Origin of the sequence: [Clostridium] citroniae WAL-17108, assembly GCF_000233455.1 — a bacterium.
Classification (GTDB): Bacteria; Bacillota; Clostridia; order Lachnospirales; family Lachnospiraceae; genus Enterocloster; species Enterocloster citroniae.
In genome coordinates, this window is record NZ_JH376432.1 from 65,471 (window position 1) to 88,183 (window position 22,713).

Below are 22,713 nucleotides of genomic sequence, written 5' to 3' on the forward strand. Positions count from 1 at the left end.
TGCCTGGGTCCATGTATGTTCCACTCGATCATCCTCCCGGCAGCCTTAATTATTATCCAGCTTTGACTTACCTTCCCTTTTCTCAAGGGCTTCCAGCTGCTTCAGCTCCGCGTCCGGCCCATCGGCCGCCTGCTTCTCCCCGCCTTTGCCCTTTTTCTTTCTGGGCTTGAACTTCAGCTGGTCTACCTTATACTCTCGGATCTCTTTTTCATCCTTGTCAACGGTGACGATCACCTTTACCTGCTGGCGCAGCACATTGACGCTCTGGACCTCACCTTTTAAACCGTCATTGGTGGTCACATAATCACCCTGGTTGGGCAGCCTGCTGTTTAAGACTTCATATGTCTCCTCCTCATTCTTAAGGCAGCACATCAGCCTTCCGCACACGCCGGATATCTTGGTGGGGTTCAGGGACAGGTTCTGCTCCTTTGCCATCTTAATGGACACAGGTATGAACTCGGACAGATAGGAATGGCAGCACAGGGCCCTGCCGCAGATGCCGATCCCACCCATGATCTTTGTCTCATCCCTTACGCCCACCTGGCGCAGCTCGATCCTGGTCTTAAACACACTGGCCAGGTCCTTTACCAGTTCCCTGAAGTCGATCCTTCCGTCAGCCGTAAAATAAAACAGCACCTTATTATTGTCAAATGTATATTCAGCATCGATCAGCTTCATCTCCAGGTTATGCTTCTTGATCTTCTCCTGGCAGATCCTGAACGCTTCTTTTTCCTTTGTCTTATTCCTGCTCTCCGCAGCCTCATCCTCTGCGGTCGCCATACGGATCACAGGCTTTAACGGCGGTACCACCTTGGACTCATCCACCTCACGGTTGCCCAGTACCACATATCCATATTCAATTCCCCTGGCAGTCTCCACGATCACGTGGTCCCCAGTCTTAACTTCCCGGCCTGCCGGGTCAAAATAATAAATCTTTCCCGCTGTGCGAAAACGCACTCCGATCACTGTTATCATTCCGTGTTCTCCTTCTCTTGCCGGCCCTTTGCCGACCCGCTCAGGTCGCGCTCCCAGGCCATCTATCCATCTCAATCCGCATCTATCCTAAAAACCGTCTGTCCTAATATCATCTGTCCTAATATCGTCTGTCCTAATACTGTCTGTCCTAATACTAGTTCTCCTTCATGGTCAAAAGCATCAGCTCCATCACAAGCTCTGTGTTAACATTGGCATCCAGGCGTATCCTGGCCTTGTCAATGGCTTCCAGTATGCGCTCCAGTCCCTCATATCCGCTGACCGTGCTCATGGACTTAATGGTTGAAAACTCATCCTTGAATATCAGCAGATTAATATCCTTTGTGGTCTTATACATGAGAACATCCCGGTACCACATCTGCATGAAATCCAGACAGCTGTAGATATCCAGGTTCTCCTCCCGAAGCTTATGGATATAATCTAAAAGCTCCGATATATCCGCCTCCTTCAAGTGCTTCAGCATATGAAGGATCTCATCATACATCCGTTTAAAATCCTCTGACTCCGCCAGATGAATGGCCTTGCCCAGGTTTCCCCTGGCAAAAGCAGCGTAGATCTCAGCCTGGCTCTCCTCCACCCCAAGGGACTGGATCAGATATTCCTTTACCACCACATCCTTAAGGGGCTTCAGCTTCAGCTGCACACACCGTGAAAGGATGGTTGGAAGAAATGCGTCCGGATTCGTGGTCAGAAGCAGGATCACCGCATAGGAGGGCGGCTCCTCAATGGTCTTTAAAAGGGCGTTCTGGGCCTGGACCGTCATCTTTTCCGCTTCATCCACAATATAAATTTTATAGTAACTGCTGTAGGGTCTTACCAGAATAGTGTCATTGATCTGTTCCCTGATATCATCCACGCCAATACTGGCCGGCTTTTCATGGGTCACATAGATCAGGTCCGGATGGCTTCCCGCCAGCACCTGCTTACATGCGTGGCACTGCATACATGGATCCGGCAGCCCCTTCTCACACAGCAGGTTCAGCGCAAACGCATTGGCCAGGGATTTCCTCCCCATGCCGGCCTCTCCGCTTAATATATAAGCATGGGAAACCTTCCCTGTCTGAACCGCGTTCCGGAAATGATCCTTTATCTGTTCATGACCTAATATATCGTTAAAACCCAGCATTCTGATGGTCCCCCTTGGCGCAAAAATATACTAAATTAGTATAACATAAGATATTTTTAATGTATACCCTTAAGTTTTTCCTAATCGATCCCATATTTTTTCAGCCTTCTCCACAATGTGGTGGTACTGATATCCAGAGCCTTGGCAGTCAATGTCTTGTTGCCGTTATATTTTTGTAATGTCAGGTACAGGAGTTCCCGGTCCGCCTCCTCCATGTTCCTGTTTCCGGCTTCCAATCCGGGAACCTGTTCCTCCCTCCCGTATAACTCCTCCAGAAGCTCCATAACATACCTGTCCGTCATGATCCGCCTCCCTGAGGTCAGAACGCATCTCTCGCAGAAATGCTTCAGCTGCACCAGATTTCCTTTCCATGAATACTCAATGAGGATCCTCTTGGCATTGTCCGTGAGTACATGGAAGGTGGAATATTTTTCCACATAATGGGAGATGTAAATCGTAACAAGCCGTTCAATATCCTGCTTTCTCTCCCTCAGAGGCGGAATCCGCAGCGCCATGGAACAGAACGCATAATACAGATCATCCCTGAACAGCCCCATTTCCAGGAGTTTCCTCATATCCTTGGTGGTGGTGCCAATCAGACGGGTATTTACATTCTGGATCCGGTCCAGATCATTGTAGAGAAGGGTATTGTTCTGGATAATATTATTAAGGAAGTACTGGGTTCTGGTCCCCATTTTATCCAGCGCATTGATGCACAGGGTACCGTTCTCCGCAGCCAAAAGCGCTCCTTTGGTCTGTTCCCTGGAATCCGGGTTCAGAAAACGCTTCCCAAACAGCAGGTCGATCTGGGCCTCATCGGAAAGCCCCGCAATATTTACAGAGATATAGGCGCCTGACTTTCGCAGGCTGTGGTTGTGGATCGCCTGGGCCATCTCTTCCCTCTCATCCCCAGGGTTTCCCCAGATGATCACAGGGCTGTCGGATATGGCATAACATTTTGCCAGCTGGACGGTTTTTGGCATTCCCTGGCTGAGATACTCAATATCTGAAAAAGAATGTTTGGCAATATATCCGCACAGGTACTGGTCCTTCATCCGCTTTGTCTCATCAGCACTGACCGGGCGTTTAATCTTATTACAGGAAATGATCGCCCCGTCCGCCTGATCCGCAATGACAATGGGCGTCATCATGATCATCACCCGTTCCCGGCCGATACAGGCAATGGAGCAGTAAGTTTCCTTCGTGCTTCCCAGGACCTTTTCCACCTCTTTCTTATCCATATCACCCAGGACAGCCGTGACGGCTTTTCCCTTTACATCAGTGATGGACTGGCGCAGCATCAGCTCCATGGCATGGTTCATTACAGTGATAGCGCCCTTTTTATCAACCTGCAGCATACCGTTTACCGCCCCCTCCATGGCGGCGGCAAACCGAACACTGTTGCTCTTCTCCTTCTGAATGGCCTGGTACAAAGCCTCCGCCTGGATAATTGCATTCCTCACTGATTCCATTGTGGAGTAAAAATATCCCGACGCAATGTTATCATTGCGGAAATTCTTTGTATAAGCCAGCACATCCGCTCCGCCTATGATCCCGTCCAGTTCCTCAAAGATCCCATCTGTCAGCACCTTTTGGAAATTGTACCCCTCATCCAGATAATATCGGAACAGCTGTACTCCGAACAGCTGATCAAAGCATGTGGTATCGCAGAACATATTGGGATCCCCCACCAGCCCGATGCGTGGATGTTCTTTTCCTATCTTCTCCTTCAGATCCATGACTAAAAGTCCCATCTCCTGGGCTGTCAGGACAATATGGATCACCGTGATATTGGTATACTGCTCGATCAGCCTGGCTTGGCGGCCCCTGGCAATAATGATGGTGATACCATCCGACACCGCCTTTCTCGCCTCCGCCACCGCATCTGGTCCTCCTTCAATCTTCTTTAGAAGGGAAATGTTTCCCGGGTTTTCTGCCAGAACCTCCTTTGCCATATCATATACGCCCTGATCCGGTGCAAAAAATGCAATTCCTGCCATCCTATCCCTACTTTCTGTTATCGCCCCTATTTATAGATTACCGCCTCATAAGCCTGGATCTCCTCCTCTTCCCCTTGGTAATTCACGTATCGATGGCTCTTTGGGCAAAAGCGCTGCCCCTCGTTCAGGCCCAGCAGTGTACCGGCTATCACCAGCCTGACTGCAACCGGTCCGTCCGTGGAAAGTGTTCCCGGAATCCTCCAGCCATACTCCGACCAGGCCCGCGTTCCCAGGCATACGCCATTTACCCACAGTTCCACGCTGTCCTGAAGCCAGGAATCCCTTATGGCAAGAGTGAACGGTTCCCCCGCAGCAGCCCCTTCCATTATGATATCCTTTTCATATTCAGCCACTCCACCGTAAAAGGGGATCCCCCCGGCCTCCGGATCCTTTAATGGCACGGACTTCTTAAGTGCCCCGATCCCCCAGCCAAGACCTTTGATCCTTACGGAAAATGCACCGGCCAGGTACAGCGGACAGCGCAGCCCGTCAAAGTTTTCCTTGCAACGGACCACAAGCCGCAGTTTGTTTTCCCCCATCTGCAGCCGTTTGCCGCACTCCACCGCCAGATTATCAGGAAGCCACAGCTCCTTTGTCTCAAACATCTCATCCAAAGGCCGGTCATTCAGCCATATCCGAAAGGAACCCCTGACAGCCTCCGGCTCCATGGCCAAATAGACCGGCTCTGTCAGCACGGAGGGATCATCTACTGAAAATGATGTTTGGTACTCATAGTCATCCTCTGAAAGTTCCAGCTCTTTTGGACAGCCGAACTGCCGTTTCAGCGCAACCGGAATCAGCATCTTTCCTTTTTCCAACTGATCCACCACCGGCATGGGCTCCACGTCCGGTGCCTTCTGTCCGGTGCCTTCCGCCCGCAGAGACCATCTTCCAAGGCGCAGTACATTGGGCCTTTTTAATGCCAGGCGCCATTCCCCGTCCAGGGAAAGCTCCACGGTCCGCTCCTCTGTTCCCATCCCTCCCCGGATCATTCCATTTCCATCCGCGGTAAAGATACCTGATCCAAAGGGTGCTAGGCGCAGGGATCCATCCACTATATTACCACTAATCCACCGCTCCGCCGGGCCTGCATTTACCAGAAGATAGACCCTTCTTCCATCCGCTCTGCCGTATTCCGCGGAGAACACGTCCTCCATTCCCCGGCCATCGGCTGCCTCAAGCTTGTATCCACCCAGGCGTTCCTTAAGGCAGCGGCACAGTGTCTCCCCCTCTCTCACATAAAAACCATTGCCTCTGCCCATTTCCAGCCACTTCTTCATCCACGGTCCGGGATCCAGTGTCTGGATCTGTTTCTCCGGCAGGCTTCCCACTGCCGCTGTAATCCCACCTGCCTCAGTGAACTCTTCCACCTTCCGGAAACATGCATCCTCCAGATTATCCAGATAGGGGAGCACCACTGCTGAAAACCGCTCCCCATTGATGCGGATCCCCACCCCCTCCTCATCCCGGCAGACCTCTCCCGCTGCAAGAAGCCCCGGATCGATCACATAGTAGTCCAGCCTGTATTTTAAAAACAGTTCCTGAAGCCGGCCAAACTGCTTCTTCTTTTCATCCTGCCCCTTCCCTGCCGTCCACAAGGAGGTGACCGGATCCACAAGGAGCAGGGGAACGATGCGGCGGAGCGTGCGGTTTGGTTCTGTAATGTAGCCGGCATACGCACTCAACTCCTTCATATCCTTCCACCAGGGCATCTGATAAAAAGCGGAGGGAGGGGCATCATATTTTTTCAGGCCGTTGGATGTATAGTAAAAGGCGTGGATCACAAACCATTGGATTCCCTGAACGGCCAGCCAGTCAAATGTCCACTTCATATCCTGTAATGTCATTCCCCAGCCAATACTGTGAAAAGCCTCGCACAGAGCCGCCCTGCCTCCATAAAAATGTCTTGCTGATGCAGCGAATTTGGCGTTGGCCCTGTATTTGCCAGGAGCGATCAGAGGATGCACCCCCGCTTTCTGATGCCCGGCATCCACGCCCGGGCAGTGCATATAGCGGAGAGAGCTGCTTCTCATAATAGGCTTTTCTCCTATGAACAGCAGTCCATGGTCCTCACACCAGCGGGATACCTGCCTGTCATAGCTCTCTGTAAAAGCCTCTGTGCAGGTATCCCAATATGCATACAGGACCCGGTCCGTCATGTCCCCCATGGAAATCCCAAAAAGCACCGGAAGGTACGAAAGGATCTCTATGCCTGTCCGCTTTATTATAAGGTCAGGCAGCAGAGTTGACCAGGGCCTGTCCGGAGGAAAAGCCGTGATCTCATCGGTAAAGATCCCCTTGATCACCGTTTTAAAATACCTCCCAAGCCTCTTGGCATACCGCTCATGGGTAGTATCCAGGTAAGCGCGCACAGCGTTGGGATTCAGGGTATCCACATACGTTCCAAAATACTTAAATCCTGTCATTACCACCTCTGTGAACACATAAATCTGCCAGCTTCCCTCCGGCGCCTCCCACTGAAGCTGTTTCTTTTGTCCCCCTGTAAAATACCGCTTCCTGTTATAATCTGTCAGGCCGCTGAACTGGAAGATCTCCTGGCTGTAGGAGATTCCCGTATATTCCAAAAGCCCGATCCCCTTTTTCCATTCAATTTTCCCTTCCTTAGAAGGATAGGCCATGGCCGACAGCACCTGGCCCCAGGGCAGGTCAAGGACAACACGCTCTTTGCCCTCTGCCGTACACGACCTCATCTCCAGCTTCTTACACTGGTACTCCGGATGGTCTAAAAGCACCTGGCCCGCTGTCACGCCGCTGGGATAAGGATACTCGTCATAGAGCCATACCTCCATTCCCCTCTCCCCGGCCGCCTGGACGGCAATTTCCACCTTTTCCATAAAAAGTTCCGATAAATACGGAACATCCATCCCCTGGCGGGGATGGATGATAAAGCCCTGGATCTCCTGCTTATGCATCTCTTCAATTTGCCGCAGGATCTCCTCCGTTTCCATCCCTCCGTTCCAAAACCAGAAGGGCTGGATTCCTAATCTAAGATCCTCATATCCTGTCTCAAGTCCCATATCTTCTCCCAAATTCCAACACCGGCCGCCGCTGTCTATGTAATACCAGGACTATTTCCCGGGATAAAAATACTCCTTTTTCGCAATCAGGCAATGCCTTCTCATGGATGTCAGGTCTACCACAAAAGGAACCCCGGGAATGTCCGGCAGATAGAATCTTCCATTCTTAATCTCCCACTTCACCGACAGATACTCCCTCTGAAGGCTTTCAATGGGCGCCAGATACTCCTGCCTGGCCTCATCATCCGCCGTAGCGATCAACGGGGATGCCATATACGGAAGGCCGCCGGAAGTCAGCTTAATTTTGTTTTCCCGGGCCATATCCCTGATAGCCATCCACTCCCTGATCCCCGCCATATTAGAAGGACATGGCTGAAAATGCTTCACTCCTCTGTTTAAGTACTCCCGGAACATATAGTGGTTTCTCATGGACTCTCCCATGGCGATATCCACAGGGGAACGCTTTGTCAACCAGGACAGGCCTTCAAAATCACAGCAATGGACCGGTTCCTCATACCACTCAATGTTATACTCATTGGCCCTCTTTATAAATTCCAGGGCTGTCTCCGGCTTAAAATACTGGTTTCCATCAATTGCCAGTCCAATGCTGTCCCCTATGGTCTTTCTGGCCAGGGCAATGCGCCGGATATCATTGTCCAGATCCGCGCCGAAATTTGAGGCAATTTTCATCTTCACTGTCTTGTATCCGGCCTTTAGGAAATCCTCCAGTTCCTGTACCATCTGACAATCTGTCAGGTTAGTACCGCAGCCGCTCCCATAGGCCGCCAGGCTGTCCTTTTCCGCCCCCAGATAACGATGCAGGGGCTTTCCATCCATTTTGGCCAATATATCATAGATCAGAAATTCAAATCTTCCGTATTCGTAAGCGCTCTCTGCGTTAAATCCATTGTTCCGGTTCTGCCAGTACACCCGGTCAAGCCACTGTCCTGCCGTCTTTGTCTCTCCGGTCAGGATATGGGGCAGTATTACCTTCTCCATACGCTCAGTACAGATCATGGTTCCCGTGATCCCGCCGGCTTCATACAGTTCCACAAGATGTGTCATATTCCAGTAGTGAAAAGGCCCTCCCGTGGAATCCCAGAAATCCACCGGAAGTTCCTTGGGAACAAAGGTATACACCGCCGCCCCATCGAATTTCAGCATTACATCTAATCCCTTATCAAACATATCCTTATGCCCCTATTATTTTTTTAGATTTTAAAAATCCTTCTTTGTCAAGCCTGCCCATATCAAAATGGCAGGGCAGCCCGGCCGCATCCGGGAAGTAGAACCTGCCGTCTTTTCTTTCCACCCGGATATCCATATAATCAAGCAGGGGCTGGTTGCAGGGCTCTAAAAATTCTACCATTGCGTTTTCCCCGGCATTTGCGATCATCACTGCGGAAAGCATGGGCAGGCCGCCGGATGATATCACGGCGCCGCATTCCTTGGCCATGGCATTTACCTCAAACCAATCCTCAATCCCATCAAAACTTGCTGCCACCGGCTGAAAATGCCTCACCTTTGTTTCCAGCAGCGGCTGGAACATATAGTGGTTATAAAAACTCTCCCCTGAGGATACAGGGATGGGGCATTGCTCTGCCAGGTCACGATAGCCAAAGTAATCCAGACTGTGCAGGGGTTCTTCATACCACGCAATGTCATACTCCTCCACCCGCTTGGCAAACTCCAGCGCCTGCCCCACGGTAAACACCTGGTTGGCGTCCAGGGCCAGGCCCACATCCGGTCCTATGACACCGCGGGCCAGCTTTACCCGCTCCACATCCCGGTCAAGCCTTGTCCCGAAATCCGTACCCACCTTCATCTTTACGATCCGATGTCCATGTGAAAGGAATCCTTCCATCTCCTTTGCCAGGGAAAGCCCCTCTAAGTGGGTGCTGCCGCCGCTTCCATAGACGGGTACCCAATCCTTGTCCGATCCCAGAAACCGATGGGCCGGCAGTCCCGCCCGCTTCGATATAAGATCCAGAAGGGCGAATTCAAAACGGCCTATCTCCCGGACGGTTTCTCCCGCCAATCCATTGTTGCGGTATTTCCAATACAGAAACCGGCTCCACTCCTCAAACGTCCTTTCCTCACCTGTAAGCACCAAGGGGAGAAGGCGCTCCTCCATAAGGGATGTGCAGGGTATCACCCCTGCAATCCCTTCCTTGTCATAGAGTTCCATTAAAAACTCCACCTTTGTGTGAGTAAAGGGGCCTCCTGTGGCATCATAGAATACTTCCTTCTGTGGAATTGGACTCAGTCCATATATAACTGCCCTTGAAAAGCTCAGTTTTGTCTGCCTGTATTCCGTTGTTCTTTTCATATACACCCTCTATAGCCGTCCGCCTCCGGGCAATACGCGGAGGCAGTCCCTTTTATCTGTCATATAAGCGGCCCTGCAGTCAGGTTAATCCGCCATCCACTCCTGCTGCAGCCTGGTCAGATCCGCGGCCCACTTATCGCAGGCCTCCTGTGCTGTCTTATCCCCCATCATCACAGCCTGAAGATCCGCTACAATATCATTTGACGCATACTCTGCATACCCATCCAGATAGATGGGAAACTGTGCAAACACCAGGTTCGGATCGTTTTCAAATTCCGCATAGATCTGGAAGTAGGGATTTTCCTTATACCAATCCTGGTCATAGATGCCTGTGTTTACAGGTACACGGCCCTCATTCCTGTCCACATAGCCTGCTCCTTCTGCGGAAGCCAGGTATTCAGCAAAAAGAACGGCCTCCTCCGGATGCTCAGTGTTCTTGAACACAACAGATCCCATAAATGTAGGAGCCTTGCAGACAGCGATCCCATCCTCACCTTCCAGAGGCCGGATCGGAAGGAAATTTCCCTCGCCCAGGTTCTTTGTATGCTCTGATACAGAGGAAGAGTTATGCATGATATACTGTGCTGTTCCGGCGCCAAACTCCGCCACCATCTCACGGTAACCGTTGGAGATCGCATCGTGGGATACCAGGCCGTCCTTATACAGGTTGGCGTAAAAATCCAGCCCCTCCACTACCTTCGGGTTATTCAGCGTGCTGGTCCCATCCTCGTTAAAGAAAGCCTTCTCCCCGCCGTAGGACAGAATAAACATAAACAGGTTTTCCGCAGATCCGGAACCGCCCCGCAGAGAGAAATAGTACGTTCCATCCTCCGCGTACTCCTCGCAATACGTTCTCAAGTCCGCAATGGATCCGGCAGGCTCAATGCCCTTTTCCTCATGCCACTTTGTGTTGTACCAGGAGGTTTCCTGGGTCTTGCCATAGCCTAAAAGGTAGAGATTTCCATCCTGTGCATAGAACCTGGCCTGCTCTACGATATTGGGGAGCAGGTTATCCCTTTCCTCCCAGGCATTAAAGGCATCATCCAACTGCATAAGGGCGTCCTGGGCCACCAGGGCGTAGAGGTCTTTATCGCTGATCGTACCCACATCCGGCGTACTTTCCGTCACCACCGCGGTGTTAAATTTCTGGGTATAGGAATCAGAGGCCAGGCCCGTGTATTCCACTGTGATCCATGGATATTTCTCCTGAAAGTTTTTGATCACCTCCGCATAAATAGGATTTGAGGTGGTATTGCCGTCCCTGTGCCAGAATGTAATGGTTACAGGCTCCTTCCCTGTCTCTGGTGCTGTGGTCTCAGCCATCTCATTTCCATTCCCCTGAGCTGCCGCGGCCGGCGCCGCGGATGATGCAGGTTCGCCTTTACTCCCGCCGCATCCTGTCATACCTGCGAGCACCGCCGCTGCCAGTGTTACCGCCAATAATTTCTTCATAAATTATTCTCCCTTCTTTCAGTCATCTGCTGCCGGCCTTTTGGGGCCTTTTATCAGCATGCCTTTGTAGTAACATTTCTCTATGATAAAAGGCATCCCGGCCGGAAGCCCGTTATCTATTAAATCCAACCGGAGCCTATCCCTTCACAGCCCCTGAGGACAATCCCGATACCAGATATTTTTGAATATATGCAAACAGGATCAGCACAGGCACCAGGGCCATCACACATCCTGCCGCCAGGCTTCCGTAGGCCACGGTAAATTCCCCCTGCATCAGTTTTAAACCAATGGGAAGGGTAAAATACTTTTCACTGCTTAAAAAGGTAAATGCATAAACATATTCATTCCAGGAACTTACAAAGGAAAAGGCGCCTGCAGCCACGATCCCCGGCGCGATCGTAGGAACCACGATCCGGAAAACCGACTGCATTATAGTACAGCCGTCAATCTGCGCCGCTTCCTCCAATGCAGGGGATACACCGGATACAAATCCGCTGATCATAATCATACAAAAAGGGATCCGCACCGTTGTATAGGTGATCATCAGTGAATAGGGGGAGTTTACGATCCCCAGGTTTTTAAAAATAACAAACAGGGGGATCATTAACACCACACCAGGAAACATCTGGGATACCAGAAGCACCCCATAGGATAGGCCTTTCCCCTTAAACCGGTACCGGGAAATAGCATATCCGCCAAACACCGATATAACAGTGCTTGCAATGGTGCTGACTCCGGTCACAAGTACACTGTTGAAAAAATAGTGATCAAACCCCATATTCTCCCAGATATATTTATAATTGCTGAATGTGACAGGGCTTGGGAGATACTTAATGGGAATATCCAATATGGTAGATTCATCCTTTAATGAAGTAACTACGGTCCAATATACCGGGAACACGATGACCACAAACAATAGGATCAATGGTATATTGACGGTCAGGATCCTAAGCAGTCTCTTTTTCAGCCGTTTCTTTTGTCCATAGGTCATCACAGATCTCCCTCCTTCCCAAATCCTCCCACCAGGGAGTAGCCGATTGCAAATATCGCCAGGATCACCGCCATAACAGCAGCCATACAGCTGGAATATCCGATATCCATGCCCTCGTTAAACTTGGACATCAGATACATAGGCAGGGTCATGGTAGCGTTGTTGGGCCCTCCAGCCGTCATACCCGCAATGATATCCACAATATTAAATGTCCATATGGTACGCAGCATAGTGGTAAGGATCACTGTATTCCGGATCAGGGGCATGGTTATATGCAGAAACTGGTATATTACCCCTGCCCCATCCACATCCGCCGCCTCATAATAATCATGAGGAATGGACTGCAGTGCGGCCAAAAAGGATACTGCAAAGAAGGGGATGCCCCTCCAGGTGGTGGTAAAGATCAGCACCCCCATGGCCCGCGTCCCTGTGGCAAACCAGGGGATACGGTCCTTTATGATCCCGGCCCGCATCAATATATCATTGATGACTCCAGTCTGACCTGTAAACATGTAACTGAACACCAGCGCCACGATCATGCCTCCAAAGGCCCACGGTGAAAATACTACCATGCGGTACAGCTTACGCCCCTTAAAATCAGTATTCATCAGAATAGCCACCATAAGGCCAAAGCCTGCCTGAAGCACCACATTCCATATAGTCCACACCACGGTGTTCTTAAGCGCCTTAAAGAATACGGGATCCTCAAAAAGCTTTACATAATTGTCAAGCCCGTTAAACCCATAATCCTTTGGCCGCGTCAGAATATAATTGTGGAAGCTGTTAAAAAATGTCATAAAGATCGGATAAAACATAAACAGCGCGATCATTGCCATAGACGGCAGAATCATCAGGTACGGCGCGCTTTTCCGGTTCATAATACGTCTCCTGTTTCCCATTCCGTTTCCAGTCCCCTTTCTTCTATGTTTGCTATGTACGGTTCCTGTTTGTCACATTGGACGGTAGATCTCATATCCCTGTAGCAGCCCGTCCTTCTCCAGCTTTTCCACGTTTATCCTCTGGGCAATTCCAGGCGCGTCTTTTGATACATAAAACCTCCCGTTCCGTTCCTCAGGACAAAACATGGTATACTCGCCTACCGGCACAGTAGGAGGCTCATGGAACTCAATATACTCTTCCGGCCCATAGAGGCATCCAAAACTGGCATTCATGTAAACTCTCCCCCCGGAGGAGAACCGGATCCCCTTATCCCTGGCCATATCCCGGATACGCAGCAGATCGTCCATCCTGGTCATCCGCCCAAAGGAAGGCTGCAAATGGCCCACACCTTTTTCCGCATATGTTTCATACGCATAGGAGATCCTCATGGACTCCCCAAACGCCAGCTGTATATCCGGCAGCAGCTCATGCAGCCTCCTGATACCGTTCATATCATGGGCATGTATCGGTTCCTCAAACCAGGCCGGACCATACTCCTCTATCATTTTTCCAAATTGGCAGGCCTCCTCCACGCTCCATCTCTGGTTTGCGTCCACAGCAATCGCAACTTCTTCTCCCAGAGCATCCCTCACCTTTTTAAGGCGTCTTACGTCACGCCCCATATTGGTTCCCTCATCGCTTCCTACCTTGAACTTTACGGTACGGTATCCCTCCTCCACATACCTCTGCATATCCTCAACCAGTTCCTCATCGGAAAGCAGCAGGGAACCGCCTCCCTTATAGGCAGCCGCCCAATCCTTCTCAGCACCCATGAACCGGTGTAAAGGCAATCCTGCTCTTTGGGCCAGGATATCCATCATCATGATCTCCAACTGCCCCACCTCCACTGCCGGTCCGCTTTGGAAACCCTCATTGCGGAATTTCCAATACAGGCTCTGCTTCCACTCCTTAAAAGATTTTGTCTCATTGTTTAATATCAAAGGCAGGATCATTTCAACAAAACGGCCTGTACACGCCAAATGGGCGCATGCCCCTTCACTGTCATATAATTCGATACATCCCCGCTCTGGTGCAAAATTACCAAATCCTCCCGTACCATCTTTAAAGGGCTTGGGAAGAGGGATCGGACGAAAACTATAATATTTTGCATGAGAAAACCGAATCCTATGGGTAAATTCAAACATTTTTATCCCCCTTTTTATCTGTTTTTTATCAAAAATATATATAAATTGTAATGGTTTTTGATTTAGGGGGCAATTGTTAAACATTTGGTATTTTTCCTTCATTTTTGTGCATGATCTACATTCATTGCAGAATTTCCTCTAATCCATTTCATTTCCTTTTCAAATATATATTTGCAATGAAATGAATGCACGGAAGTTTTACGATCCCTATAAAATAAAATTCAAAGACAGAAAAACGGCACAGCCCGTTGGCTGCACCGTTCTTCATAAAATCCGTTTATCATATTTTTAAGTCGGCATAGATTCCCTTTTTACAGTACACATCAATAAATAGGATACATGACATTTGCCGTGAATGCGCATGTCAGAATGGCCACTATCATAAATGGGAATGTGAATTTTAACACCTTTACCGGATTATATCCACCTGCGGCAAAACAGACGGCCGCCTCCCCTGAACCTGAGGGAAATCCCAGTGCAAAGTAATTGCAGGTACCTATGATCAATACGATCCCTCTTGGATCCCATCCTCCTGCCAGAGCCACCGATGCGGCAATGGGGATCAGGACCGTCTGCGTTGCCATATTGGATAAAAATGTGGTCATTACAACGGTTGCTGCAGAGAACATCAACATTACGGTCAGGGAACTGGGATTGCTGCCAAGGGCTCTGAGGATCAGATTTCCCACCGCATTACCTGCCCCGGATTTTCCCAGGGCGTCCGCAACCACCAATACACCGGCTATCATCCACACCATGTCGGAGGTCATGCCTTTTACAGCCTCATCCACCCTGAGGATCTTGGCGTAGATCAGGATCAGGACACCCAGTCCCGGCGCCAGATACAGCATGTTACCGGTCCATTTATTCAGCATCATCAGGAGCATGACCACTGCAAACACAGCGTATACCAGTACTTCCTGCCCGTGGGACAGCATTTCCGCCTTTTTGGTTTCCTTTAATTTTGACTGGTCGATATCCTCCTCACTTCTTGGCATCAGCTTCCAGAAAAAAAGGCAGTACAGGGTGAGTAAGATCATGGCTGGAATGGAGAAGATAAATGGATCCAGCATGGTCAGCTGAAACTCGGGATTGGGTATGATCCCCTCATACATGCCGTTGACCGTGGCAAAGGTTGATGCACCCAGGCCAATGGGAAAACGGAACTTCCAGGCAACCATGACGCCTAACAGCGGAAGCAGGACCCGCTTGGCCGTAATATCCCCTGTGTTATCCAGGGTTGATAAAAACACCACCAAAATCGTGATCGCTGCTGTGGTCGGTATAAACTGGGCAAATATGGCGCCGATCAGGAAAAATGACGCCACCAGCAGCATACCCCGCTTTCCTTTAATGGTATTCATGACCGAACTGATCCTGGCAACCAGGCTGGTCTTTGTTAGTACGGAACTCAGGGCCAGCATGGGTGCGATCAGCACCACGATCTTATTTCCAAAACCACTGAACGCTGACTGGACATCCATGATCCCCGTCATTGCAAGGATCAGACAGCATGCCATGGTGGTAACTCCAAAGGGTACCTTGTGCAGTATAAATGATATCATCATAAACAGCGTTACCGCCAATACTATGTACATTTCCATTGTTTTTCTCCCCTGTGTTTATTTCATCAGTTCCCTTACCTGGCGTGTTCTCTCCTCAACAAACTCTGCCCACACCGTGTCATCCAGATACGGCTGGGTCTCATGGGTATACTGTCCTGCCCTGTCCACAATCTCAATCTGGTTGGGATGGCTTGGAAGGGCGATATCCACATGGATCCCCTTTAATTTTTCTGCATCCCCCAGGAACCTGGTCCTCAGATCCGGGGTCAGATAGGTACTGGAGGCATAATAGTCGTCATTCATCGTGTTGGCCCCCACGCCCCCATGCATGGCAACCACATACGTTTCCCCGTTCACAGGGTTTTTCTCCTCCCAGAAAAAGCTGGTGCATCCGATGGTATGCCCTGGGGTAAGCATGGTCCGGATGGATATGTCCCCTAATGTAACCGGCTCTTCATCTGAGTAAAAGGCATCCACTGTAAAATCCTGGGGATGAGAATCAGGATCCAGTACCAAGGTTTCCTTGGGACATTTCCGGTAAAATTCATAATCTTCAGAGGAGAGGTACACCGAAGCTCCCGTCAGTTCTTTCATGGCCCTGGCCGCCCCGCAGTGATCAAAATGAGCGTGGCTGAGAAGGATTTTCTTAATGTCCTCTGGTTTATATCCCAGCCGGTAGATGGAATCCACCAGCAGATACATGCTTTCCGGAATGGCTGTGTCAATCAGGATCAGTCCGCTGCCGGTATCGATCAAATAGCAGCCCACCCAGGTCTGTCCTGCTACATACCAGGTCCTGGGGGATACCTGAAACGGTTTGACGGTCAGGGCCCAGGGCTCATATGCCAGGGTCTTTACAGGATGGGGCGTTGGTTTTGTGCATCGAAATGCCATTTGTTGTTCCTCCTATCTAGGTATGGGTAAATACGGATCACATTTCTCAACCGGCTTGAGTTATCTGTCTGTTTTGATTATAATGGAGACATAAACTTATTTCAACTTATGCATTTTTATTATCAGACTTAATTGAATTAAGTCATACACCTGCCTCTATTGCACCGTCCCTATCACAAATGATAAAAAGGAGATACCATGGACATTCATCAGATTGAAAACATCATCGCCATTGAGCGGGAACAGAGCATATTAAAAGCATCCCAAAAGCTGTTCCTCACCCAGTCCGCCTTGAACCAGCAGCTTCTCCGCCTGGAAAAAGAGCTTGGCACCCGGCTTTTTGAGCGGAGGAAGACCGGCATGATCCCCACCTTTGCGGGCAGGATCTATCTGGCAACTGCCCATCAGATGGTGGATATGAAAAAAGAAACGTACAAGATCATCCACGATATTTCGGAGGAAAATACCGGAGAGATCTCCCTGGCATACACCCCTGAGCGTGGCTCCCTTATGTTCTCCTACGTCTACCCCGTATTTCATCAAAAATATCCCAATGTCACATTCCGCATCCAGGAAGCGCGGGTCAAGAAGATGGAGCAGCTGCTCCTGAAAAAGGAAGTGACCCTGGCCGGACTGACCTATTCAGGCAGCTTTAAAAACCCGGATCTGGAATACTTGGATATGGCGGAGGAACTGATGGTTCTGGGACTGCCCAAAAGCCACCCATTGGCATATCTGGCAGGGGAGAGGAGCTGGGAAACATTTCCCCAACTGGACTTAAAGCTTCTCAGAAACGAATGCTTTACCCTGATCTCCAAGGAGACCAGAATGCGCGACATGATCAACCTGGCCTTTGAGCAGGCTGGCTTTCATCCCAAGATCCTGTTTGAATCCACCAGCACCCTGACCGTTGTAAACATGGTAAAAAACCAGGTCTGTCCCGCATTCTTTCCTCAATCCTACGTGGAGGCCAATGCCCCTATTGTCTACTTCTCAGTCTCTCCCAGACAGAGCTGGATGCGGTGCATGGCGTATCTGAAAGGTACCTATCTTACAAAGCCGGAAAAGGCCTTTCTTAGGTTGTGTACTTTGTATACACAAGGAAAGCCGCTTGTGTAGGAAGGAGAGGAGGCAGGCATGGTTTGCCCAGGCATGACTTGTCTTTCTCTCTGCCGGAACGTAAAAAATTCCCGGCCGCTGCCTGACAGCTGCAGCGCCCGGGGATCTTCCGTGTCCTCTGTTCTTTTACTTATTCCTATAATACTCCTGCATTACATAAAAGGCTTTTTTGCGTGTCGCCTTGTCCATGGCAACCAGACCTTTGCTGTTTTTTCCTCCCTGCATGGGATGCTTGCGTATGGGGGAAATAAAATCAAACAGTACCCATGGGAACATACCCTGTATTCTTCCGTCCGTGTACCGGATCTGGTTTTCATATACCCGTTCCTGGTGTTCTTCCGTGAACAATTCCTCCGCTCCTCCGTGGTGGCCTGCTTTTGCACCTGCACCGGTCTCAGTAATGACCATGGGCTTGTCAATGGACGTGTTGTCAAGAATCACCTTCACACCTTCATAATCCCTGTAATACCAGCCGTAATATTCATTAAACGCAACCACATCCACAAATTCCGCCAGCCGGTCCTTTACACACATGGTATTCACATCTACCAGGCAGGCGGCGCTGGTCAGCCTTGTGGGATCATAATTCCTGCAAGTCTCTAAAAGCCCTTTCATAAAATCAAGGCGTGACTGGATATCCGGATTCTCATTGCCCACGCTCCAGATCACTACGCTGGCCCTGTTTTTGTCCCGGAACATAAGCTCTCTCATCTGATTTTCTGCATTGCTGTAAGTCTCTGGATTCTCAAAATCCAAGGCCCAGTATACGGGGATCTCTTCCCACAGCATCATTCCGGCCTGATCTGCAAGCACAGCCATCCTCTCACTGTGGGGATAATGGGTAAGCCGCAGTATATTGCAGCCCATGTCCTTGGCCGTGTTCAGGATCTCAAGGCGCTCCTCATCAGTCTGTATCCTGCCCCTGTTCCTGCTCTCCTCGTGGCAGCATACCCCCTTTAGATAGATCTTCCTGCCGTTTAGAAGAATATCCTTTCCATCACACCTGATCTCCCTGAACCCCACCCGGTCCTTGACTTGGTCTTCTAAACACCGCGCCTGAACCTCATACAGCTTTGGATGTTCGCAGTCCCATAATTGGGGGTTAGCCTGGACTACACATCTCGCCTCTCCCCGTTCATCAGTCAGAACTTCCCGGGATATTCCAAGTTCTTCGATCTTAAAATGACAGCAGGCTCCCTGCACCGGGGCATCCAGTTTTATTTTCAGTTCAATCCTCCCGTATGTACCGTCAGGTACAAGGGATGCTGTAAAATCTTTAATATACACGGCAGGAAGCCGGAACAGTTCCACTGACCGGGTAATTCCCCCATAATTGAACCAGTCATAATTCATGGACGGTACCTGGTCCGGTTCCCTCCTGTTATTAACAGTGATCACAATGTGGTTTATTTCCTTAAGATCCTGGGTCAGTTCCGTATAAAAAGGCGTAAATCCTCCCTGATGCCTGGACAGGAGTGTTCCATTCAGCCAGATCCTGCACTCATAGTTGGCTGCCCCGACCCGAAGTATGATCCGTTCCCCTTCCTTTTCCTTTGAATAGACAAAGGTCCTGGAATAAACCGCCTCCCCCTCATACAGCCAATACCTGTCATCCAGACAGTTCCAGCATCCGGGGACCTGTATCTTTTCCATGGATGAAAAATCCAGGTCCATGGGAACCTCCCTGCCCTGCTCATCTTTTCCAGAGGCAGAAAACAGGTTCTTTCTTGTTACGCTGCGAAACACATCCGGCGTAAACCCCCATACGCCGTCCAGGCTTTCCGGTTTCCGGTGATCTGTGTACACACAGGACTGGACTGTGGTAAATGCGATCTGATTTTTTTTGTCAAACTGAAAATCCAATATATCTTTGTAATCATCCTTCATCCGATCCATTTTCTTATCTCCTTTTTCTCATCGCCTTCTGCTGGCGGCCGCCGGAATAAAGCACTATCCCTTTACACTGCCCGCAGCAATTCCTTCCATTACTTTTCTTTGGGTAATTAAAAATATCAATACAACCGGCAGCGATATGGCGGTCGACAGTGCCGCGGTCATGGACAAATCAACTCCCAGATCCGAATTCAGGTTTACCAGCATGGCTGCCAGATTATAAGTGCTCATATCTTTTGACAGCATCAGTACCGGAAGCCACAGACCCCAGCTGGACAAAAATGATATAAGGGTGGCTGTGGTAAAAACAGGATACATGACCGGTGTGACAATTTTAAAAAATATCTGGAATTCCGTGGCTCCGTCTATAGTGGCGGACTCAATCAGGTCATAGGGAAGGGACTGGAAAAAATTCTTAAACAGGAAAAAGGGAAGGGCCGCTCCCCATGCGCCTGTGGAAGACGCCAATATGATCCCCCAGAAATTGTTGGTTCCATACAGCCCCAGCTGAACCACGATCACATACAGGGGTATGAGCAGCAGCACGGCCGGATACATCATGCTTACCGAAAAAGAGGTCTGGATCATGGAAAACCCCGGAAGGCTGCCCTTTCTGTACAGCGCATACCCGCCCAGGGATGTTGCCAGGACCACCAAAAGGGTGCTGCCCCCTGAAATAATGATGCTGTTTTTAAAGTAATGCCACAAGGAATTTCCGGATAATGTAAGGATTCCCTTCCATCCATTTAACACCCACTTTTGCGGGATCAGGGACAGCGGATACTGTATGATCTCCTGGTTGGTCTTAAATGAACCGAACAGCATCCAGAGAAATGGATACACCATAATAAAGGAAATTATGATCAGTACCCCATAAACTATCCATGTTATGAATCTATTTTGCTTCATTTAACCGTCTCCCTACTGCTGAACCAACCAGTGTCAAAAGTGCTATTAACAAAAATAGAAATGTGGCAATTGCCGTGGCTGATCCGAAATCCATTTTCTCATATTTACTGTACGCATAATACGACAAGAAATTGGTTGCATAATTAGGCCCGCCAAAAGTAATGATCCTAGACACCGTGTATGTCTTTAAAAACTGAATGATTGCATAGACTGCATTCAGCATAAACGCCGGTTTCAGGGAAGGAAGAGTAATGTAGGCGTACGTCTGCCATCCGTTCGCCCCATCCGTGGTGGCGGCTTCATACATGCTTCTGTCTATCAGTTGATAATTGGTCAGGAATATAATGGTGTACAGACCCACATGCTTCCACAACTCCACAAAAGCCAAGACCCCAATGGCAAGGTTAGCCTCTGTCAGCCATCCCAGGGGCGAAAGCCCCAATATTTCAAGAAGGCTGTTCATGGCGCCGTTACTGTTAAAAAAGTGTTTCCATACAACAGCGCTGACCACGTCCGGTGTAATAAATGGAATAAAGATCGCCAGCTTGAATATGAGCTGGGCCCCCCGGCAGATCCCCTTATAATCCAAAAGCTGAGCCAGCAAAAGTGCCGCAACCATGTTGAGAGGAACACTTAAGGCAGTAAAAAGCAGGGTTACCTTCAGGGAATCCCAAAAATAGGAATCCCTGAACAGCTTCATATAATTTCCCAGCCCCACAAATACAGGCTCTGTCAATATGGTGTTGGTCTTAAAAAAGGAATAGAATATACTGCATATCATAGGATACACGCCAAATACAATGGATACCACGGCAAATACGCCGATGCAGCAATATAACATCCAATACTTTTTAAGGATCACCCCGCACTTGCGGTGCGGGATAATCTTCCGGGTTCCTTTCATCCATTAACCTCACTTATTTTCCTGAATCACTGCGTTCACATCCCCGTGCAGCTTTTCAATAGCGCTTTGTATACCGGCCTCATCCTTTGCGCTGAATGCGTTCATTAGACCCTTTTCATATGTTTCCAGCATATCCGGATAGTATGGGAATACGCCTACATAAGAATCGCTGGGGTAAATGGGGATGGTTGAGTCAAAAAAGATCTTTTGGTTCTTGCTCAGTTGCTCTGTATCCACAACACTGTAATCCATGCAGGAACCCATGGTATCAAAACTGGCTTTCTGCGCTGCCTCTGACAGGCAATAGGTTAAGAATACTTTTGCAGCTTCCTTTTCAGGCGCATTTTTAGGCATTGCGATCCCTCTTACACCGCCCAGGAACAGGCCGCCCTTTCCGCTTCCGTCAAATGTGGGCCAGGTCGTAACCGAATATTCGCCCACGCCGCTGTCCGGCTGGTCCCATCCCGCTGCATTCCAGTTGCCCACACGGAACATCCCCACGCTGCCGCTCTGTATCTTTGTATACATGGCTGAGAAATCCTCGTTGACAGCATCTTTGTCCCAGATGGCATCAGGCCCCGCATACAGCTGGATGATCTTCTCAAACTGATCTTTATGGGCTTCAATCCGGCTCTCAGGCACATTGTTGATCCATACATCCGAGGTTCCATTTCCTCCGGTAAGGAACAGGTTGAACGCCTGTCCCGGATCGGTTCCCAGGTGAAGGGTCCAACCGGATATACCTGCATTCTTATACTCCTTTCCCAGGGCCAGGAATTTATCAAAGGTGGTCGGGATCTTATCCTCAGTTACTTCCACGCCTTCCACATCAGTTTTGTATCCCAGACCGTTTACAGAACGGTTAATGGGAAATGCGATCAGCTGTCCATCAGCTGATATGATCTTCATGTCGCTGTTCGTCACCACATCATGGTTCTCAGATGCTGCCAGTACATCATCCAGCGCCTCAAATCCGCCCCCTGACTGCTGATGGGTCACCAGAAGCCGGGATGCCTCATTAAATATCAGGTCCACACCGCCTGTTGTGGTAACTGCCTGCAATGCTTTTGTTGTCAGTGTAGCATTGTCAAAGGTAATGGCATCAATGGAGTAGTTGGGATAATCCTTCTGCATCTCCGCCTCTGCCGCCTTAAAGAAAGGAAGCCTGGAATCATTCCCCTCATACCAGATCGTGATCTTTACAGGCTGGTCCGACTGTCCCTGTGCACCGGCTGCCTGGGTGCCATCGGCCCGGGTGCCTGCCTCCTGTCCCCCTGCTGCCTGGTCTCCTGCCGCCTGCGTTTTTTCTGTCTGAACGCCCTCTGTCTTTGCCGGCTCCGAAGCGCCCTTTGCACATGCGGACAATGACATAGCAACCGCAAGCATCATAACTGCCAATCTGTGTTTTCTCATAAT

The 22,713-nt window shown here is 49.7% G+C and carries 17 protein-coding genes; 1 reads left to right on the forward strand and 16 read right to left on the reverse strand.

Going from position 1 to position 22,713, the window contains the following annotated elements; translation table 11 throughout:
* Nucleotides 1-45: 45 nt before the first annotated feature.
* From HMPREF9469_RS28135 to HMPREF9469_RS28190, 12 genes are all read right to left on the reverse strand, one after another.
* Complete coding sequence (locus tag HMPREF9469_RS28135) at nt 46-975, reverse strand: PSP1 domain-containing protein (protein ID WP_007870544.1); 930 nt, start codon at nt 973-975, stop codon at nt 46-48.
* 154 nt (nt 976-1,129) lie between these two features.
* Nucleotides 1,130-2,119, reverse strand: coding sequence for a DNA polymerase III subunit delta' (holB, locus tag HMPREF9469_RS28140; protein ID WP_007870546.1), 990 nt, complete (start codon nt 2,117-2,119; stop codon nt 1,130-1,132).
* 80 nt (nt 2,120-2,199) lie between these two features.
* Entirely contained in the window at nt 2,200-4,119 is a 1,920-nt protein-coding gene (locus HMPREF9469_RS28145; RefSeq protein ID WP_007870548.1) for a sigma-54-dependent Fis family transcriptional regulator, read from the reverse strand.
* Nucleotides 4,120-4,145: 26 nt separating this feature from the next.
* Nucleotides 4,146-7,157 (reverse strand): glycosyl hydrolase, encoded by a 3,012-nt coding sequence (locus HMPREF9469_RS30890; RefSeq protein WP_007870549.1) that lies wholly within the window; start codon nt 7,155-7,157, stop codon nt 4,146-4,148.
* A 51-nt stretch (nt 7,158-7,208) separates the two neighbouring features.
* The gene (locus HMPREF9469_RS28155; protein ID WP_007870552.1) at nt 7,209-8,345 is read right to left on the reverse strand and encodes a mandelate racemase/muconate lactonizing enzyme family protein; all 1,137 of its coding nucleotides are present in this window, start codon (nt 8,343-8,345) and stop codon (nt 7,209-7,211) included.
* A 4-nt stretch (nt 8,346-8,349) separates the two neighbouring features.
* Complete coding sequence (locus HMPREF9469_RS28160; RefSeq protein ID WP_007870555.1) at nt 8,350-9,486, reverse strand: mandelate racemase/muconate lactonizing enzyme family protein; 1,137 nt, start codon at nt 9,484-9,486, stop codon at nt 8,350-8,352.
* Between the two features lie 84 nt (nt 9,487-9,570).
* Nucleotides 9,571-10,938 (reverse strand): ABC transporter substrate-binding protein, encoded by a 1,368-nt coding sequence (locus tag HMPREF9469_RS28165; protein ID WP_007870558.1) that lies wholly within the window; start codon nt 10,936-10,938, stop codon nt 9,571-9,573.
* A 136-nt stretch (nt 10,939-11,074) separates the two neighbouring features.
* Complete coding sequence (locus HMPREF9469_RS28170; RefSeq protein ID WP_007870560.1) at nt 11,075-11,929, reverse strand: carbohydrate ABC transporter permease; 855 nt, start codon at nt 11,927-11,929, stop codon at nt 11,075-11,077.
* Entirely contained in the window at nt 11,929-12,807 is an 879-nt protein-coding gene (locus HMPREF9469_RS28175; RefSeq protein ID WP_007870562.1) for a carbohydrate ABC transporter permease, read from the reverse strand. Before HMPREF9469_RS28175 ends, HMPREF9469_RS28170 begins: the two co-directional genes overlap by 1 nt.
* A gap of 72 nt (nt 12,808-12,879) precedes the next feature.
* Nucleotides 12,880-14,013 (reverse strand): enolase C-terminal domain-like protein, encoded by a 1,134-nt coding sequence (locus tag HMPREF9469_RS28180; RefSeq protein WP_007870565.1) that lies wholly within the window; start codon nt 14,011-14,013, stop codon nt 12,880-12,882.
* A gap of 323 nt (nt 14,014-14,336) precedes the next feature.
* Complete coding sequence (locus HMPREF9469_RS28185; protein ID WP_007870567.1) at nt 14,337-15,617, reverse strand: SLC13 family permease; 1,281 nt, start codon at nt 15,615-15,617, stop codon at nt 14,337-14,339.
* Nucleotides 15,618-15,635: 18 nt separating this feature from the next.
* Nucleotides 15,636-16,472: an MBL fold metallo-hydrolase gene (locus tag HMPREF9469_RS28190; RefSeq protein ID WP_007870570.1), complete on the reverse strand. Its 837-nt coding sequence runs from the start codon at nt 16,470-16,472 to the stop codon at nt 15,636-15,638.
* 198 nt (nt 16,473-16,670) lie between these two features.
* Here HMPREF9469_RS28190 and HMPREF9469_RS28195 point away from each other — a divergent pair, with 198 nt between their 5' ends.
* Nucleotides 16,671-17,591 (forward strand): LysR family transcriptional regulator, encoded by a 921-nt coding sequence (locus HMPREF9469_RS28195; protein WP_007870573.1) that lies wholly within the window; start codon nt 16,671-16,673, stop codon nt 17,589-17,591.
* A 126-nt stretch (nt 17,592-17,717) separates the two neighbouring features.
* Here the strand turns inward: HMPREF9469_RS28195 and HMPREF9469_RS28200 are convergent, their stop codons facing one another.
* From HMPREF9469_RS28200 to HMPREF9469_RS28215, 4 genes are read right to left on the reverse strand one after another with little or no spacing between them, the layout of a single operon-like run.
* Nucleotides 17,718-19,487 (reverse strand): glycoside hydrolase family 2 protein, encoded by a 1,770-nt coding sequence (locus tag HMPREF9469_RS28200; RefSeq protein ID WP_007870576.1) that lies wholly within the window; start codon nt 19,485-19,487, stop codon nt 17,718-17,720.
* A gap of 54 nt (nt 19,488-19,541) precedes the next feature.
* Nucleotides 19,542-20,393 carry a carbohydrate ABC transporter permease gene (locus tag HMPREF9469_RS28205; protein WP_007870579.1) on the reverse strand — a complete coding sequence of 284 codons (852 nt, stop codon included), beginning with the start codon at nt 20,391-20,393 and terminating at the stop codon, nt 19,542-19,544.
* Entirely contained in the window at nt 20,380-21,297 is a 918-nt protein-coding gene (locus HMPREF9469_RS28210; RefSeq protein WP_007870581.1) for a carbohydrate ABC transporter permease, read from the reverse strand. Before HMPREF9469_RS28210 ends, HMPREF9469_RS28205 begins: the two co-directional genes overlap by 14 nt.
* A gap of 9 nt (nt 21,298-21,306) precedes the next feature.
* Nucleotides 21,307-22,710 (reverse strand): ABC transporter substrate-binding protein, encoded by a 1,404-nt coding sequence (locus tag HMPREF9469_RS28215; protein ID WP_007870584.1) that lies wholly within the window; start codon nt 22,708-22,710, stop codon nt 21,307-21,309.
* Between the last annotated feature and the right edge of the window lie 3 nt (nt 22,711-22,713).